The organism is Streptomyces sp. NBC_01363 (assembly GCF_026340595.1).
Classification (GTDB): Bacteria; Actinomycetota; Actinomycetes; order Streptomycetales; family Streptomycetaceae; genus Streptomyces.
The window spans coordinates 1,617,875-1,635,050 of record NZ_JAPEPF010000001.1 but is presented as its reverse complement, the minus strand read 5'-3'; the positions used below and the strand labels follow the sequence as shown (position 1 = coordinate 1,635,050).

11 protein-coding genes are annotated in these 17,176 nt (G+C 68.1%); 3 read left to right on the top strand and 8 right to left on the bottom strand.

The window, feature by feature from the left end; all coding sequences use genetic code 11:
• Positions 1 to 16 precede the first annotated feature (16 nt).
• Positions 17 to 2,176, bottom strand: coding sequence for a murein biosynthesis integral membrane protein MurJ (murJ, locus tag OG611_RS07700; protein ID WP_266416811.1), 2,160 nt, complete (start codon positions 2,174 to 2,176; stop codon positions 17 to 19).
• A gap of 49 nt (positions 2,177 to 2,225) precedes the next feature.
• The gene (locus OG611_RS07695) at positions 2,226 to 4,523 is read right to left on the bottom strand and encodes a DUF6049 family protein (RefSeq protein ID WP_266416809.1); all 2,298 of its coding nucleotides are present in this window, start codon (positions 4,521 to 4,523) and stop codon (positions 2,226 to 2,228) included.
• A 183-nt stretch (positions 4,524 to 4,706) separates the two neighbouring features.
• Between OG611_RS07695 and OG611_RS07690 the strand changes: the two genes are divergently transcribed.
• Complete coding sequence (locus OG611_RS07690) at positions 4,707 to 6,149, top strand: CCA tRNA nucleotidyltransferase (RefSeq protein ID WP_266416806.1); 1,443 nt, start codon at positions 4,707 to 4,709, stop codon at positions 6,147 to 6,149.
• Between the two features lie 144 nt (positions 6,150 to 6,293).
• On the opposite strand, the gene OG611_RS07685 is transcribed toward OG611_RS07690, so the two are convergent.
• The 3 genes from OG611_RS07685 to OG611_RS07675 all read right to left on the bottom strand — a co-directional run bounded on the left by OG611_RS07685 (position 6,294) and on the right by OG611_RS07675 (position 9,539).
• Positions 6,294 to 7,562 (bottom strand): MFS transporter, encoded by a 1,269-nt coding sequence (locus OG611_RS07685; RefSeq protein ID WP_266416804.1) that lies wholly within the window; start codon positions 7,560 to 7,562, stop codon positions 6,294 to 6,296.
• Between the two features lie 124 nt (positions 7,563 to 7,686).
• Positions 7,687 to 8,769: an inositol-3-phosphate synthase gene (locus OG611_RS07680; RefSeq protein WP_266416802.1), complete on the bottom strand. Its 1,083-nt coding sequence runs from the start codon at positions 8,767 to 8,769 to the stop codon at positions 7,687 to 7,689.
• A gap of 62 nt (positions 8,770 to 8,831) precedes the next feature.
• Complete coding sequence (locus OG611_RS07675) at positions 8,832 to 9,539, bottom strand: PadR family transcriptional regulator (RefSeq protein WP_266416801.1); 708 nt, start codon at positions 9,537 to 9,539, stop codon at positions 8,832 to 8,834.
• Between the two features lie 388 nt (positions 9,540 to 9,927).
• Between OG611_RS07675 and OG611_RS07670 the strand changes: the two genes are divergently transcribed.
• Together OG611_RS07670 and OG611_RS07665 are read left to right on the top strand one after the other, a co-directional pair.
• Positions 9,928 to 12,636: a transglycosylase domain-containing protein gene (locus OG611_RS07670; RefSeq protein ID WP_266416799.1), complete on the top strand. Its 2,709-nt coding sequence runs from the start codon at positions 9,928 to 9,930 to the stop codon at positions 12,634 to 12,636.
• Positions 12,637 to 12,737: 101 nt separating this feature from the next.
• Entirely contained in the window at positions 12,738 to 14,237 is a 1,500-nt protein-coding gene (locus OG611_RS07665) for a glycosyltransferase family 87 protein (protein ID WP_266416797.1), read from the top strand.
• Between the two features lie 48 nt (positions 14,238 to 14,285).
• Here OG611_RS07665 and OG611_RS07660 read toward each other — a convergent pair whose 3' ends face one another.
• The 3 genes from OG611_RS07660 to OG611_RS07650 all read right to left on the bottom strand — a co-directional run bounded on the left by OG611_RS07660 (position 14,286) and on the right by OG611_RS07650 (position 17,103).
• Positions 14,286 to 15,317 carry an alanine racemase gene (locus OG611_RS07660; RefSeq protein ID WP_266416795.1) on the bottom strand — a complete coding sequence of 344 codons (1,032 nt, stop codon included), beginning with the start codon at positions 15,315 to 15,317 and terminating at the stop codon, positions 14,286 to 14,288.
• 117 nt (positions 15,318 to 15,434) lie between these two features.
• A complete protein-coding gene (locus OG611_RS07655; protein WP_266416792.1) occupies positions 15,435 to 16,553 on the bottom strand; it encodes a peptidoglycan bridge formation glycyltransferase FemA/FemB family protein in 1,119 nt (372 codons plus the stop codon).
• A gap of 235 nt (positions 16,554 to 16,788) precedes the next feature.
• Positions 16,789 to 17,103: a hypothetical protein gene (locus OG611_RS07650; RefSeq protein ID WP_266416790.1), complete on the bottom strand. Its 315-nt coding sequence runs from the start codon at positions 17,101 to 17,103 to the stop codon at positions 16,789 to 16,791.
• Positions 17,104 to 17,176 lie beyond the last annotated feature (73 nt).

Genomic DNA, 17,176 nt, shown 5'->3' with positions numbered 1-17,176 from the left:
GTGCGGCCGTTGATCCTCAGCGACCGAGTCGCCCTCGGACCATGCCGACCATGCCGTTGATCTCCTCGATCCGCATCCGCTTGGCGGCGACGAAAAAGACCCCCAGCAGAACGGCTCCCCCACAGATCAGAGCGGTGAGCGAACCGAAGGCGCCTTCGCCGAGGCCCAGGAGAACGGCGAAGCCCACGCCGCCGCCGAGCACCGCTGCCGGGATCGCGGCCAGGCACAGCCGGGCGTAGGTGCGTACGACATGAGCACCGTCCAGATCTCCGCCCAGGCGGTTGCGCAGCCGTCGCCAGGCGATGCCCACGCCGACGGCGTAGGCGAGCCCGTACGAGGCGGCCATGCCCACCACTGCCCAGCGGGCGGGCAGAACCACGTAGCAGAGGGCCGAGGCTGCCGCGTTGACCGCGGCGACGATGACCGTGTTGTAGAAGGGCGTGCGGGTGTCCTCGTAGGCGTAGAAGCCGCGCAGCACGACGTACTGCACGGAGTACGGGATCAGGCCGAGACCGAAGGCCATGAGGATGAAGCCCATGGAGCGGGCGGCCTCGGTGCCCGCGGAGGCGTACAGGAGGGTGCACATCGGCAGGCCGAGTGCGAGGAAGGCGAAGGCCACCGGCACGATCGCGACGGCCGAGTTCCGCAGCCCCTGGGAGATGTCGTCACGGACGGCGCCCGGGTCGTCGTCGTGGGCGGCGCGGGAGATGCGGGGCAGCAGGGCCGCCATGACGGAGACGGTGATGATCGCCTGCGGCATGCCCCAGATGAGCTGGGCGTTGGAGTAGGCGAGGAAACCGGCGCCGTCCTTGCCGGACAGCTTGCCTGCCGATGTCGCGAGTTGGGTGACGACGATCACACCTGCCTGGTTGGCCAGCACGAACAGGACGGTCCACTTGGCCAGCTTGACCGTCTTGCCGAGCCCGTGTCCCTTCCAGTCGAAGCGCGGGCGGAAACGGAAACCGGCCTCGCGCAGGTACGGGATCATGGCCAGGGCCTGTACGACCAGACCGAGCAGCGTGCCGACGCCCAGGAGCCGGACGCCGTCCGGCGGAATGGTCTGGACGCCCATCTGGGACTCGGCGGACGTTCCGTAGACCCAGATGAACATGCCGAACGTGAAGATCATGACGATGTTGTTGAGGACCGGGGTCCACATCATCGCGCCGAACCTGCCGCGGGCGTTGAGGATCTGGCCCATCACGACGTGCACGCCCATGAAGAAGATGGTCGGCAGGCAGTACCGGGCGAAGGTCACGGCCACGCTGTTGGCCGCCGCGTCCTTGGCGATCGTCGGCGACATCACGTGGATCAGCCACGGAGCGGCGAAGACCGCGACCGCGACGATTACACCGAGCGCGACCATCACAAGAGTCAGCAGCCGATTGGCGTAGGCCTCGCCGCCGTCCTCGTCGTCCTTCATGGACCGGACGAGCTGGGGAACGAAGACCGAGTTCAGTCCGCCGCCCACGGTGAGGATGTAGATCATAGTCGGCAGTGCGGAGGCGATGGTGAAGCTGTCGCCGAGCAGTGCGGCACCGAGCGCGGCAGTGATCACGAGGCTGCGGACGAATCCGGTGAGGCGGGACACGAGCGTGCCGGCCGCCATCAGCGCGCTGGACTTCAGTATTCCGGAGGCCCGGCCGCCGGATTTGGGCGGAGCGGGTGCCGGGGCGGGCTCGGGCTCCGGAGGGACGGGGGCGGACCCTGCCCGGCCTTCCTGGTCCCGGAAGAGGTGCGCGAAGGCATCCGGCTGCTCGTCGTCCCGGGAAGCCTGGCTGACGAGGTCGTCCACCCCGACGAACTGGGTGGTCGCCGGATTGTCGCCGTACGGCAGGTGCCGCGACAGGCCACCGGGCTCGGGAGGCGGGGTCTGCGCCCAGATGCGCGGATCGGGCGGGTACTGGGCCGCGGCCGGCTGCTGGTAGAGCGGCTGGGGCTGCTGGTACGTGCCCGGGGGCGGCGGCGGGTGCGCGGCCCGGTCGTACAGCGCCTCGGTCACCGGGTCCTGAACCGACAGATCCTGGGCGCGGTAGGGGTCGCGGTCGTAGGCGTCCTGCAGGTACGGATCGGGCGTCGGCGGAACCTGGCCAGGCCCCGGAGGCATCGGGGGCCCGCCGGAAGACCCGGCTCCGCCCGCACCCTGACCGCGGTCACCGTCGTACGGCGCGTTCATCGAAACCCCACCTCATCGTCCCCGGCCGACCGGCCACGACAGACATCGCTCAACGTTCCACTTTCTCACCCGAGCCCGACGGCTCCCCGCTTTCCGGACCGGTGTCCGGAGTCGGGTCACTCGGCTGCCCGGGTTCGCCGCCGTCGTCACCGGTCGCGCCGCCCGCGTTGGCGCGCTTGCGATGGGTGTACATCCTGATGCCCGCGAGGACCAGGAGCAGCAGCCCGCCGGCGATGACCAGCAGCACGGTCGGGGTGAGCTCGGAGACCTTCACGGTGAAGGTCATCTCTCCGCCGTACGGCGTGCCGTCCTCCGTGTAGAGCTGCGCCGTCATCTGCACCTGGCCGTTGACGTTGGCCGCCGCGTCGAACTTCACGGACTGGCTGTGGCCGGCGCCGATCCGGATCGGCTGCTCCGCCACGGCCCCGCCGTCGTTGAGCTTGAGGCGTGTCGCGTTCTCCGACTTCAGTCGGAGGACGAGATGGTCCACGCCCTGCAACAGCCTGTTCTGCACGGTCACCGGGATCGTGGCGCTGCGGCCGGACAGGGTGACGTCCGACTTCGAGATGAGCTGGACCTCGTTGGTGAGGTCCTGCAGATAGGTGCGGACGGAGTCCCGGTACTGCTGGGCCTCCAGCGGCCTGCCGCGCCACGACGTCGACATGGACCGGTTGAGTGCGTTGCCGAAGGGGGTCACCACCCGTTCGGGCTGGGTGAGGATGACCTGGAAGTTGTTCAGCGAGGCCTGGGTGGACTTGATGTCCTGGAAGGCCTGGGTGGGCAGCTCCTGGCTGCGGAGCTTCCTCGGGTACTGGGAGGCCCCGGGGACGCTGGTCGTCGCGTCCGCGTCGGGCTTCGCACCGGCCGCTTCCACCAGCCCGAGGGGCTGTGTCCAGCGCTCGTCGTCGAGTCCGTGCAGGGCGCGGGCCATCGACTGGGCCTGGGCCACGGTGGGCATCCGCTGCGGTGCGACGACGATGCTGCGCTCCGCGTCCGTGTCCTGTTCGGTCAGAGCGAGAGTCAGAGCGAGGAACTTCTGCACGGCGAGGGTGGAGTTCCCCGCCTTCGACATATCGCCCTGGAAGGCCGTGGAGAGCCGGGCATCGGCGACCACCGCGGTGGTGCCGCCGCCGATCGGCCGGGCAGCGGTCGGCGTGTACGGGAGACCGCCGGTCTCCTGGAGGCTGTCGCTGCGGGCGATCACCTTGTGGGCCCCGGCCGAGGTGGCGACATCGACGACCGACGGGTCGATCGCCCCGTCGACGGGCCACGCGAAGTCGGTCGACGGCTTCACATGGAGGATGGTCTGTACCGTCGTCCCGGCCACTTCGGTGGCGGTCTGCAGATGGCTGAGGGTGCCGGAGACGTTCTTGCCACGGTGTGCGATGGACGCCAGATCGGGATCGGCGAACGGCAGTGCGACGACCTTCCCGTCCGACACCGCGGCCTCGAGCGAGGTGAGCCACTGCTTGGCAACGGCCTGGTTCGTCCCGGCGACGGTGGTGTCGCCGGACTTGACGCGGTAGTTCCCCGTCATCGCGTCGACACTGGCCAGCAGATCCGGGTCGATCACCCAGGTCACCGGCAGTTGGCTGCCCAGCGAGACCAGCTGTTCGAGCCGTCCGCCCGGAGCCAGCTCGGCGGCCAGGTTGTCGTCCGCGAACACGGGCGTCTGCTGATCGTCGGTGCCGGTTTCGGCTGTCACATGGGCCGATGCGATGAGCGGCCAGAGATAGGTGACCTTCGTCCTGGAGTCACGCTCCTCTTCCTGCCAGGGCAGGAAGGTGCGCTCGATCCCCAGCACCTGGGGGTACGGGGCCCGGGAGGTCTGCCCCGACAGCGAGACACCGAGCTGGTAGACGCCGTCGTCGCCGAGCTCCAGCTTGTCGACCGGGACGGACAGCGTGAAGTCCTGGCTGATCCCGGAAGGGAGTTTCGCGACCTTCACGGTGTACTTGCCGCCGAGTGGGGCGGGGTCGCTGCCGAGCACGTATCCGGTGCGTCTGGCAGCGGTGTCGATCTCCGTCCTGCTGCGGACCTTCGGGCCCACCCGAAGGTCGACCGTGGCCCCCGTGATCGTGTTCTTGCCCCTGTTGGTCAGGGTGCCGGAGACGGTCAGGGTGTCCCCCTTGACCGGCGCGCTCGGAGCCAGGGTGTTCAGGGACACGTCGACCGTTTCGGACCCGGTGGGGGCCTTGCCGGTCCCGCCGGCCTGCGCCGCGGGTGCGGTCGGGCCGGCCATCAGAGCTGCGACGAGCGGCGCCCCGATGATCAGGGCGGCTGTGCGCCGCAGCCACCGGCGGGCAGGAGAGGGACCGATCCCCTGAATGTCTGCCGGCTCGGCCACGCGCTTACCCGTCCCTCGTCGTCGTCAGCTGGTGTCGATGGTTGTCGGTTGTTGCGTCCACGCATGGTAACGATGTGCGCGGGTGCCAAGTGCTGGGGAGTTCGCTACGTGATCGGAAGAGTCTTGCAGGGCGGGACGAAACCAGGGCGACCGGGCCGGTCCGGGCACGTACCCTTTTCTGTTGTGTCGAACGCCAATGAAGACAGCTCCCGTGCCCTGACCCAGGTGCAGCACCGCGCAGTCAGCGAACTGCTGCGGGTGTCCCCGGTCGCCGACGACCTTGCTCGCCGTTTCCAGGACGCCGGGTTCAGTCTCGCCCTGGTCGGAGGCTCGGTCCGGGACGCGCTTCTCGGCAGGCTCGGGAACGACCTGGACTTCACGACGGACGCCCGCCCCGAGGCCGTACTGAAGATCGTCCGGCCCTGGGCCGACTCGGTGTGGGAGGTCGGGATCGCCTTCGGCACCGTGGGCGCCCAGAAGGACGGCTACCAGATCGAGGTCACCACATACCGGTCGGAGGCGTACGACAGGACCTCGCGCAAGCCCGAGGTGTCCTACGGCGACTCCATCGAGGAAGACCTCGTCCGCCGTGACTTCACGGTCAACGCGATGGCCGTCGCACTTCCGCAGAAGGAATTCATCGATCCGCACGGTGGTCTTGAGGACCTGGCGGAGCGCGTTCTGCGTACCCCCGGAACACCCGAGGAGTCGTTCTCCGACGATCCGCTGCGCATGCTGCGCGCTGCCCGCTTCGCGGCTCAGCTGGACTTCGATGTCGCCCCCGATGTGGTCACCGCGATGACGGAGATGGCCGGACGGATCGAGATCGTCTCCGCCGAGCGGGTCAGGGAGGAGCTCAACAAGCTGCTGCTCTCCACCCACCCCCGCAAGGGGCTGGCACTGCTCGTCGACACGGGGCTGGCGCAGCAGGTGCTGCCGGAGCTTCCCGCGCTGCGTCTGGAAAGTGACGAGCATCACCGTCACAAGGACGTCTACGAGCATTCGCTGACCGTCCTGGAGCAGGCGATCGGCCTGGAGGAGGACGGCCCTGATCTGGTTCTGCGCCTTGCCGCCCTCCTTCATGACATCGGCAAGCCGAGGACGCGACGCTTCGAGAAGGACGGGCGCGTCTCGTTCCATCACCATGAGGTGGTGGGCGCCAAGATGGTCAAGAAGCGGATGACCGAGCTCAAGTACTCCAACGACATGGTCAAGGACGTCTCGAAGCTGGTGGAGCTTCATCTGCGCTTCCACGGCTACGGCGACGGCGAGTGGACGGACTCCGCGGTCCGTCGGTATGTACGCGACGCCGGCCACCTGCTGGAGCGACTGCACAAGCTGACTCGCTCGGACTGCACCACGCGGAACAAGCGCAAGGCCGCCGCCCTCTCCCGGACCTATGACGGGCTGGAGGAGCGCATCGCGCAGTTGCAGGAGCAGGAGGAGCTGGATGCCATCCGCCCCGACCTGGACGGCAACGAGATCATGAAGACCCTGGGCGTCGGTCCCGGGCCGGTCATCGGCAAGGCGTACGCGTTCCTGCTGGAGCTGCGCCTTGAGCACGGCCCGATGGAGCACGACATGGCGGTCGAGAAGCTCAAGGAGTGGTGGGCCACACAGGGCTGAGGCTGCTGGAGGCCAGGTCTGCCGGCAGGGGAACGGGCTCATGTTTCACGTGAAACATGACCACCCTCCGGTGCCGCGCTCCGAACTGACGAGGGGCACTGTTTCACGTGAAACAGTGCCCCTCGTCAGTTCGGAGCCTCGGCGCTAGCGAGCCTCTCCGGTGCGGTCCCATCGGAACAGCAGAACGGCGACGACCGCGTAGAGAACCGCCACTCCGATCACCACCACGGTCGATCGCCCGTCAGGAGGCAGCAGCAGTGCGGAGACCGCGGCGGCTCCCACGAAAGCAACGTTGAACAGCACGTCGTAGACAGAGAAAACCCGGCCGCGGAAGGAATCCTCCACCGACGTCTGCACCACCGTGTCGGTCGCGATCTTCGCCCCCTGGGTGACCAGCCCGAGAACGAACGCCGCGACCAGCATCGGTACGGGGACGAACCACAGCCCCAGTGCGGGTTCGAGGACGGCGGCCCCCGTCGCGCACACCGCCATCCAGCGGAACCGGCCGAGCCGTCCCACTGCCCAGGGTGTCAGCATGGCCGCCGCGAAGAACCCCGCACCGGAGACCCCCACGGCCAGTCCGAGAAGAGCCAGGCCTTCGGATTCGCTGTCGGTCCAGGCGTACCGGCACAGCATCAGCACCATCACGGTCAGCGCTCCGTAGCAGAAGCGCATCACGGTCATGGCGGCCAGTACCCGGGTGGCCTGCTTCCGCTCCGCCAGATGGCGCAGCCCGTCGGCCAGCCCCCGCGCGGTGGCGGCCAGGGCCTCCCTCAGCCCGATCCGGTGTCCGTCCGGATCCGGCCCGAGGAGTCCGATGGCAAGGGTCAGGGAGGCCAGCGCCGAAGCGAGATAGAGGGTCGCGCCCAGCAGTACCACTGCGGCATCGGAGTCCGCGAGCAGCAGTCGTACGGCGAAGGCGAGACCGCCGCCCGCCGTGGCCGCGAGCGTCCCGGCGGTCGGCGAGAGCGAATTGGCCAGCACCAGTCGGTCGCTGTCGACGACACGCGGCAGCGCGGCCGAGAGGCCGGCCAGGACGAAGCGGTTGACCGCGGTGACACACAGCGCCGAGGCGTAGAAGAGCCAGTCGGGCACGGAACCGAGGATGAGGAGCGCCGTGCAGCAGGCGAGCGCGGCACGCAGCAGGTTTCCGTACAGAAAGACCTGGCGGCGTGGCCAGCGGTCCAGCAGGACGCCGGCAAAGGGGCCGATGAGCGAGTAGGGCAGCAGCAGCACCGCCATCGCGGAGGCGATGGCACCCGCCGAAGCCTGTTTCTCCGGCGAGAAGACGACGTGAGTCGCCAACGCCACCTGGAAGACACCGTCGGCCGACTGGGAGAGGAGTCGTACGGTCAGCAGACGACGGAAGTTCCGAAGGCGCAGAAGAACGTGCAGATCACCCACGACGGCCATGCGATCAAGAGTCACATACGTTGAGGGTCCCCGGGCAGATTGCCCGGGGACCCTCAACAGCGCGGGGAGGAAGGAGCGTTGCCGCTCAGTGCTCGGCCGCGTGGACGCACCGTGTCCGGCTGCGTCAGTTGGAGACCTCGCCCCTGATGAACTTCTCGACGTTCTCGCGGGCCTCGTCGTCGAAGTACTGGACCGGCGGGGACTTCATGAAGTACGAGGAAGCGGAGAGGATCGGGCCACCGATGCCGCGGTCCTTGGCGATCTTCGCGGCGCGGACGGCGTCGATGATGACACCGGCGGAGTTCGGGGAGTCCCAGACCTCGAGCTTGTACTCCAGGTTCAGCGGAACGTCACCGAAGGCGCGGCCCTCAAGACGCACGTACGCCCACTTGCGGTCGTCCAGCCAGGCCACGTAGTCCGACGGGCCGATGTGGACGTTGTCCGCACCGAGCTCGCGGTCACGGATCTGGGAGGTGACGGCCTGCGTCTTGGAGATCTTCTTGGACTCCAGGCGCTCACGCTCGAGCATGTTCTTGAAGTCCATGTTGCCGCCGACGTTCAGCTGCATCGTGCGGTCCAGGATGACGCCCCGGTCCTCGAAGAGCTTTGCCATCACGCGGTGCGTGATGGTGGCGCCGACCTGCGACTTGATGTCGTCGCCGACGATCGGGACACCGGCCTCGGTGAACTTGTCCGCCCACTCCTTGGTGCCGGCGATGAAGACCGGGAGAGCGTTGACGAACGCGACCTTGGCATCGATGGCGCACTGCGCGTAGAACTTCGCAGCGACCTCGGAGCCGACCGGCAGGTAGCAGACGAGAACGTCGACCTTGCGGTCCTTCAGGACCTGGACGATGTCGACCGGGGCCTCGGCCGACTCCTCGATGGTCTGGCGGTAGTACTTGCCGAGACCGTCGTGGGTGTGGCCGCGCTGGACAGTGACGCCGGCGTTCGGCACGTCGCAGAGCTTGATGGTGTTGTTCTCGCTGGCACCGATGGCGTCCGCGAGGTCGAGACCGACCTTCTTCGCGTCGACGTCGAAGGCGGCGACGAACTCGACGTCCCGCACGTGGTACTCGCCGAACTGGACGTGCATCAGACCGGGCACCTTGCCGGCCGGATCGGCGTCCTTGTAGTACTCGACGCCCTGGACCAGCGAGGCGGCGCAGTTGCCCACGCCGACGATGGCTACGCGAACCGAACCCATTCCGGTTGCTCCCTGTGTGTTTTGGATGTTCCCGATGAAGGCCCCGCGGATCTGCGGGGACCTCACTTTGCGGTGTCGTCGGACGGATCCGGCGGGGTGTCACCCCTGCGCCGGGGCAGGCCGCCCGTCTCTCCTGCTGTGTTCTGCTGAGCTTCGCTCCCGGGCGAGGATCGTCGCTGATCCCGTCCCGACCGCTCGCTCTCGATGAGCTCGTTCAGCCAGCGCACTTCGCGCTCCACGGACTCCATGCCGTGTCGCTGCAGCTCAAGTGTGTAGTCGTCGAGGCGCTCGCGGGTGCGGGCCAGAGAGGCCCGCATCTTCTCCAGCCGCTCCTCCAGCCGGCTGCGCCGGCCTTCCAGCACGCGCATCCGCACCTCGTGCTCCGTCTGCCCGAAGAAGGCGAAGCGGGCTGCGAAGTGCTCGTCCTCCCAGGAGTCGGGGCCGGTGTGCGAGAGCAACTCCTCGAAGTGCTCCTTACCTTCCGCTGTCAGCCGGTAGACGATCTTGGCGCGGCGCCCGGCCAGTGAGGACGCAGGGGCGACCGCACGGCCGGTGGTGGGCGGAAGGTCGGCAGGGGCGGCCCCCGGCTCCTCGATCAACCAGCCGTTGGCGACCAGCGTCTTGAGGCAGGGATAGAGGGTGCCGTAGCTGAAGGCGCGGAAGATCCCCAACGAGGTGTTGAGGCGCTTGCGCAGCTCGTAGCCGTGCATCGGGGACTCGCGGAGCAGGCCAAGAACGGCGAATTCGAGGATGCCGGAGCGTCTGCTCAACTTCGCCTCCTCCTTCTCCGAGTGCTCCTACGGGGCCCTGTGCCGGGCTGATGTACCGAGCTGATGTATCGACTCGATACATCACGACGATAGATCGGTCGTCGCGATGCGACAAGGGGGGCCATCGTGAACGGCGTCACATCGTGAATTCGTAGGCACCGACTTGCGTTGTTTGGGGTGAAGTTCGGCCCTAGGAGGGTTTTGACCGTGCGTAGTCTGTGCGGCATGCAGTCCACCGGGAACCGTGCGACGCCCGCGCGCGTCAGTCTTCGCGGGCCAGCCGGACGCATGGCGGACGAGCCTGTCGCAAGGCTTGTCCGTATTTCGGGGGACCGGATCTCAACTGCCGCTTCCAGGCGCTCTCGCCTGCCCGAGGAGTAGTCGTTCGATGAGCGAGCACCGTCGCAAAACGCCGCAACCGCAAGGTGGTGGGCGCGCAGCGGCCAGACGAGCTGCCCAGCAGTCCTCAGGACGCCGCGCCGCTCCGTCACGCGGAGTAACTTCTGAGTCACCTTCCGATTCGCATGGTGGGGATGGCCCGTACGGCGGACGTGCCGAGGCCAGACGAGCCGCCCAGCGCGGTGGCGCGGGCCGCGGCGGCGGTGGACGTCGCCGCGGTGGTGGCGGCGACGGCGGTCAGGAGGGGCCCGGCAGGGGGCGTGGCCGTGCAGGCAAGCGCCCCGTGAAGAAGCGCTTCATCGACTACCCGCGGGCCGGGAAGTACGGCGTGCGGCGCTGGGTGCCGTCGTGGAAGCTGGTCTCCAGCCTCTGCATCGGCTTCCTCGGCCTGCTCATGGGCATCGCCGGCATCGCGTACGCGATGGTCGGCAAGCCCACGGTGAAGGATGCCGCGGAGGCTCAGAACAACGTCTACCTCTGGGACGACGGCTCGCAGATGGTCGCCACGGGCGGTGCGGTCAACCGCCAGATCATCAGCTTCGAGCAGATCCCCGAGGCGATGCGGAACGCCGTCATCTCGGCCGAGAACAAGTCCTTCGAGCACGACCGGGGCATCGACCCCATGGGTATCGCCCGAGCCTTGTTCAACATGGCGACCGGAGGCGAGACGCAGGGTGGTTCGACGATCACCCAGCAGTACGTGAAGAACTCGCGTCTGTCCCAGGAGCAGACCCTGAGCCGGAAGTTCCAGGAACTCTTCATCACGCTCAAGGTCAGCAATGACATGAAGAAGAACGACATCATCGCGGGCTACCTCAACGTCTCGTACTACGGGCGAGGTGCTTCGGGGCTCCAGGCGGCGGCCCGTACGTACTACGGCAAGGACGCCGTCGATCTGAATCCGAGCGAGTGCGCGTTCCTGGCCACGCTGCTCAAGGGCGCGTCCTACTACGACCCGGCGGGTGCTATCGATGTCGACCCCAAGCAGGCGACGCCGGAGCTGAACACCGAGCGGGCCATCAAGCGATGGAAGTGGATCCTCGACGAGGAGGTGAAGGACGGGCGCCTCGAGAAAGCGGAGCGCGTCAAGTACACCAAGTTCCCGACGCCCCTCCAGCCGAAGAAGAACGCCCAGCTGAGCGGTCAGACCGGTTATCTGGTCGAACTCGCCAGGCAGTACTTCCTCAGCAACAACAAGGGCGTCACGGCGGAGATGCTGGCCCGGGGCGGTTACCAGATCCGCACCACCTTCAACAAGAAGAAGGTCAACGAGCTCGACGCCGCGGTCAAGAAGGTCTATGACAGCAAGATCGAGCCGAAGCGGCGCCCCGAGACGGACACCCACGTCCAGTTCGGCGGCGGGTCGGTGGATCCCAAGACCGGGGCCATCGTGGCGATCTACGGTGGCCAGGACGCGACCAAGCACTTCACCAACAACGCCAACCCAACCGGTGCGCAGGTCGGTTCGACCTTCAAGCCGTTCGTGCTGGCGGCGGCGATGAAGTACGGCAAGCGGAACCCCGCGCTCGAAGAGGACCAGGAACCGTCGGAGCGCACGAAGGTCTCGCCGCTCAGCATCTACAACGCCGACGACAAGCTGAAGATCAAGAAGTACAACGGCGAGATCTGGACCGACGAGAACGGCAAGGAGTGGCTGCAGGCCAACGACGGCCATGAGTCGAAGGGCAACATCACGCTTCGCGAGGCGATGCAGTGGTCCGCCAACTCCCCGTACGTACAGCTCGGCATGGACGTCGGCACCGACAAGGTGAAGGAGGTCGCCATGGCCGCGGGGCTCAAGGACGACGAACAGATGGCGGATTCGCATGTGCCGTCGTTCTCCATCGGTACGTCCTCGCCCAGTGCGATCCGCATGGCCGGCGCGTACGCGACCTTCGCTGCCAGCGGTATGCAGCGCGAGCCCTACTCGGTCACCGAGGCGAAGAAGGGCGGCAAGACGATCTACCGGCACAAGGACGTCGACAATCGTGCCTTCGATCCCGCGATCGCCGACAACGTCACCGACGTCCTGAAGAACGTCGTCGAGAAGGGGACCGGTACCCCCGCGCAGCTCCCCGGCCGGGACGTGGCGGGCAAGACGGGTACGACGGACGACAACAAGTCGGCCTGGTTCGTCGGCTACACGCCGCAGCTGTCCACGGCCATCAGCATGTACCGGCTCGACGACGATGCGACGAACAAGAACCGCAAGTTCGAAAAGATGTACGGCACGGGTGGCGAGAAGACGATCCACGGTGCGTCGTTCCCGGCCCAGATCTGGCACGACTACATGCTGGGTGCGCTGAAGGGGAAGCCGGCCCTGACGTTCCCGGAGCCCGGCCCGATCGGTGACACGGTCTACGGCGGCGGCGCGCAGAGCCCCAGGCCGACGCCCACCGCGCCGACGACGCCGTCGCCGACCAAGTCGGTGACCGAGTCGCCCTCGACGAGCACCACCCCGTCGCCGCCCGACCCCGGCGAGACCTGCGGCACGTGGGACTGGGACTGCCAGCACAACAACGGCGGGACCAGCACCGGCGCGAACGGCGGAGACACCGGTGGCGGCAGCACTCCGCCGACGACCCCCGAGCCACCGACCGGAGGGAACGCGAACGGCGGCAACGGGACCGGCGGCAACGGGAACGGCGGGAACGGCGGGAACGGCAACGGCGGAATCTTCGGCGGGACGGGCGGATAGCATCCGCACGGCCCGGTGGGCCGACCGGCCATGAGGGCCGCCGCACCACACGGTGCGGCGGCCCTCGTCGTTTCCACAACCCCGTACGGCAGGATGAGCGCATGCCAAGCGCAGAAGACACGAGTGTGCACCAGCAGCAGGAACGGTCCGTCGTGCGGCCCACGCACCAGGACGAGGTCGCCGCAGCCGGCAGCGAGCTGATCGGCGGGCGGTCGGGACGCTGGACACGGCCCGGCAGCACGACGCTCACACCCGTGGCCGTCGTCGCACTGGTGGCCCTCGGGATGTTCGCGCTGGGCATGGTGCAGAAGCTGCCCTGCTACAACTGGGCGTGGTTCAGGGGCGCGGGTTCGCAGTACACGCACGCCTGTTACTCGGACATTCCGCATCTCTTCGCCGCACGGGGCTTCTCCGACGGCCTCGTGCCGTACTTCGACCGGCTGCCCGGGGACATGCAGTACCTGGAGTACCCCGTCCTGACGGGGGTGTTCATGCAGGTCGCCTCCTGGCTGACGCCGGGCGGGTCCATTCAGCACCGCGAGCAGATGTACTGGATGGTCAACGCGGGCATGCTGATGATCTGCGCCGTGATCATCGCCGTCTGCGTCGCCCGTACGCACCGGCGCCGCCCCTGGGACGGACTGCTGGTCGCCCTCGCGCCGGCCTTCGCGCTCACCGCGACGATCAACTGGGACCTGCTGGCCGTCGCGCTGACAGCCGCGGCGATGCTCATGTGGTCCCGGGGACGGGCACTGGCGTTCGGCATCCTCATCGGGCTCGCCACGGCCGCCAAGCTCTACCCCGTGTTCCTGCTGGGGCCGGTGTTCGTCCTGTGCTGGCGGGCGGGCAAATGGCGGGAGTTCGGCATGGCGACGCTCGGGGCCGTGGTGTCCTGGCTGGTGGTGAATCTGCCGGTGATGGCCTTCGCGCCCGAGGGCTGGAAGAAGTTCTACACATTCAGCGAGGAACGGGGCATCGACTTCGGCTCCTTCTGGCTGATCATCACCCAGCGCACCGGCGAGAGCATCGAGGTGTCGACCGTCAACACCGTCTCGACCCTGACGACGGTCCTGCTGTGCGCGGGCATCGGCGCGCTCACCCTGATGGCGCCGCGCAGGCCGCGCTTCGCGCAGCTCGCCCTGCTCGTCGTCGCGGCGTTCATCCTCGTCAACAAGGTCTACTCGCCGCAGTACGTGCTGTGGCTGATCCCCCTGGCCGCCCTGGCCAGGCCGCGGTGGCGCGACTTCCTGATCTGGCAGGCGTGCGAGGTCATGTACTTCCTGGGGATCTGGATGTACCTCGCGTACACGACGAGCGGGGACAAGCACCAGGGGCTGCCCACGGAGGGGTATCAGCTGGCGATCGCCCTGCATCTGCTGGGCACGCTGTACCTCTGCGCCGTGGTCGTACGGGACATCCTCATGCCGGAGCGGGACGTCGTACGGCGCGACGGGTCGGACGATCCGTCCGGCGGGGTCCTCGACGGGGCCCCGGACATGTTCGTGCTGGGGCGGGCGGCGCATCCGTCGCAGCCTGCCCACCCCGCGGTGGAAGTGCCGCGGGTGGAATGGGGCGCGGCGCGCGGACCGGTCGCCGACTGAGGCCGGGGTCTCTCCCGTCCGGAGAGACCCTGACCCGCCGGAGGGGACCTAACGGTCGACGAGGCGGTCGAACTGGGTGGTCGTGTGGCGCAGATGGGCCACCAGCTCGTCGCCGACCTTCGGCTCCTGGGCGTCCGACGGGACGAACAGGATCGACACCTGCATGTGCGGCGGCTCGGCGAACCAGCGCTGCTTGCCCGCCCAGACGAACGGCGACAGGTTGCGGTTGACGGTGGCCAGGCCCGCGCGGGCGACCCCCTTGGCGCGCGGCATCACACCGTGCAGGGCCTTCGGGGCCTCCAGGCCCACGCCGTGCGACGTACCGCCGGCGACGACCACCAGCCAGCCGTCCGAGGCGGCCTTCTGCTGGCGGTAGCCGAAGCGGTCGCCCTTGGCCACGCGCGTGACGTCCAGGACGGCGCCCCGGTACTCCGTCGCCTCGTGGTCGCCGAGCCACAGCCGGGTGCCGATGCGGGCGCGGAAACGGGTCTGCGGGAACTGCTGCTGGAGCCGGCCCAGCTCCTCGGCGCGCAGATGGCTGACGAACATGGTGTGCAGCGGCAGCCGGGCCGCGCGCAGCCGGTCCATCCAGCCGATGACCTCCTCGACCGCGTCCGAGCCGTCCGTGCGGTCCAGCGGCAGGTGCAGGGCGAAGCCTTCGAGCCGTACGTCCTCGATGGCGGCGTGCAGCTGCCCGAGCTCCTCCTCCTTGACGCCGTGGCGCTTCATCGAGCTCATGCACTCGATGACGACCCGTGCGCCCACCAGGGCGTGCACGCCGTCCACGGAGGACACGGAGCGGATGACCCGGTCGGGCAGTGGCACGGGCTCCTCGCCCCGGCGGAACGGGGTGAGGACCAGGAGGTCGCCGCTGAACCAGTCCTTGATGCGGGCGGCCTCGTAGGTGGTTCCGACGGCGAGCGTGTCGGAGCCGAAGCGGATGGCCTCGTCGGCCAGCCGCTCGTGGCCGAAGCCGTAGCCGTTGCCCTTGCAGACCGGGACGAGGCCGGGGAACTGGTCGAGGACGGATTTCTGGTGCGCCCGCCAGCGCGCGGTGTCGACGTACAGGGAGAGCGCCATGGCCGGTCCGGAACCCTTCTGGTGGCTGCTGTGTGGGAGGTGTGTGGAGCCGAAGTCCCCATTGAAACCAATGAAGCCGGTTTCGTCAGCGGGGCGGTGCGTATCGGACTACGCGTATCAGCGGCGCGACATGTAGATGTCGAGCGCCTTGTGCAGCAGCTTGTTGAGCGGGAAGTCCCACTCCCCGACGTACTCGGCCGCCTGCCCGCCGGTGCCGACCTTGAACTGGATCAGACCGAAGAGGTGGTCTGTCTCGTCCAGCGAGTCGGAGATGCCGCGCAGGTCGTAGACGGTGGCCCCCATGGCGTACGCGTCGCGCAGCATCCGCCACTGCATCGCGTTCGAGGGCCGGACCTCGCGCTTGTGGTTGGCGGACGCGCCGTAGGAGTACCAGACGTGCCCGCCGACGATCAGCATGGTCGCGGCCGCGACGTTCTCGCCCTCGTGCCGGGCGAAGTAGAGCCGCATCCGGTTGGGGTCCTCGTTGTTGAGGGCCGTCCACATCCGCTGGAAGTAGCCCAGCGGACGCGGCCGGAAGTGATCGCGCTCCGCCGTGATCTCGTACAGCCGCTGCCACTCGTCGAGCTCGGCGTAACTGCCCTGGACGACCTCGACGCCGGCCTTCTCGGCCTTCTTGATGTTGCGTCGCCACAGCTGGTTGAAGCCCTTGTGGACGTCTTCGAGCGACCGGTTCGCCAGCGGCACCTGGTAGACGTAGCGGGGCTGTACGTCACCGAATCCGGCGCCGCCGTCCTCGCCCTGCTGCCAGCCCATCTTCCGCAGCCGGTCCGCCACTTCGAAGGCACGCGGCTCGATGTGGGTGGCCTCGACGTCGCGCAGACGCTTCACTTCCGGGTCCTGGATGCCCGACTTGATGGCGGCCGCGTCCCAGCGACGGATGATGACTGGCGGGCCCATCTTCACGGAGAAGGCGCCCTGTTGCTTGAGATGCGCCAGCATCGGCCGCAGCCAGTCGTCCAGGTTCGGGGCGTACCAGTTGATGACCGGGCCCTCGGGCAGATAGGCGAGGTACCGCTTGATCTTGGGCAACTGCCGGTAGAGCACCAGGCCGGCGCCGACGAGCTGTCCGTTCTTGTCGAACCAGCCGAGACTCTCCGAGCGCCACTCCGCCTTCACGTCCGCCCATGCCGGGACCTGCATGTGACTCGCCGCGGGCAGGCTCTGGATGTATGCCAGATGCTGCTCTCGGCTGATGGTCCTCAGGGTCAGGCTCATGCGGGGCGCTCCTCGGCAGGTGTGTCCCCATCGGTCAGGGGCTCCGGCTCTCGCGCCGAAGCCTACTGTGACCGACGAGCGGGCCGTCTGGCCCTATGGGACCTTGCGGCTCCGCCGCCGTCGCGACCCGGGTCGCCGGGTCCTTGTACGGGGAACGGCGCGAGGCCCCTGTGTGGTTCCTCGCGCCGTCCGTTTGTCGTGTGCCGGTCGTGGATCACCTGCTGTCTGCAGTGCGTCAGCCCACCAGGCCGCCGAAGAGGCCGCCGTGGGCCATGCCCAGGAAGAAGCCGATGGCGGCTGCGCCCATGCCGATGATCAGCGGGAACCGTTCGCGCGTGGTCACCGAGATGTACTGCCCGTACGCACCCGTGAGGATCCCGATGAGTCCGGCCCACGAGCTGATCAGATGCAGGTTGTGGAACATCGCCGTCACGAAGGCCAGCACGCCGAGGATCAGCGTCACCGCGACCAGGGTCTCCTGGAGCGGGTGGGTCTTGCCGTCCGTGGCGAGAAGGGAAACGGGGGGACGGGGTCGTATTGCCTGTGCCATGGAGTACCTCCTGGCCGAAAGGGGCGCGCCGTGGCGCCGGTCACACCCGATGTGTCCAGATTGCGTCTCCTGA

Coding starts and splice junctions, on each gene's coding strand:
- murJ (WP_266416811.1), bottom strand. CDS start 2,176: ATGAACGCGCCGTACGACGGTGACCGCGGTCAGGGTGCGGGCGGAGCC.
- OG611_RS07685 (WP_266416804.1), bottom strand. CDS start 7,562: ATGGCCGTCGTGGGTGATCTGCACGTTCTTCTGCGCCTTCGGAACTTC.
- OG611_RS07680 (WP_266416802.1), bottom strand. CDS start 8,769: ATGGGTTCGGTTCGCGTAGCCATCGTCGGCGTGGGCAACTGCGCCGCC.
- OG611_RS07670 (WP_266416799.1), top strand. CDS start 9,928: ATGAGCGAGCACCGTCGCAAAACGCCGCAACCGCAAGGTGGTGGGCGC.
- OG611_RS07665 (WP_266416797.1), top strand. CDS start 12,738: ATGCCAAGCGCAGAAGACACGAGTGTGCACCAGCAGCAGGAACGGTCC.
- OG611_RS07660 (WP_266416795.1), bottom strand. CDS start 15,317: ATGGCGCTCTCCCTGTACGTCGACACCGCGCGCTGGCGGGCGCACCAG.
- OG611_RS07655 (WP_266416792.1), bottom strand. CDS start 16,553: ATGAGCCTGACCCTGAGGACCATCAGCCGAGAGCAGCATCTGGCATAC.
- OG611_RS07650 (WP_266416790.1), bottom strand. CDS start 17,103: ATGGCACAGGCAATACGACCCCGTCCCCCCGTTTCCCTTCTCGCCACG.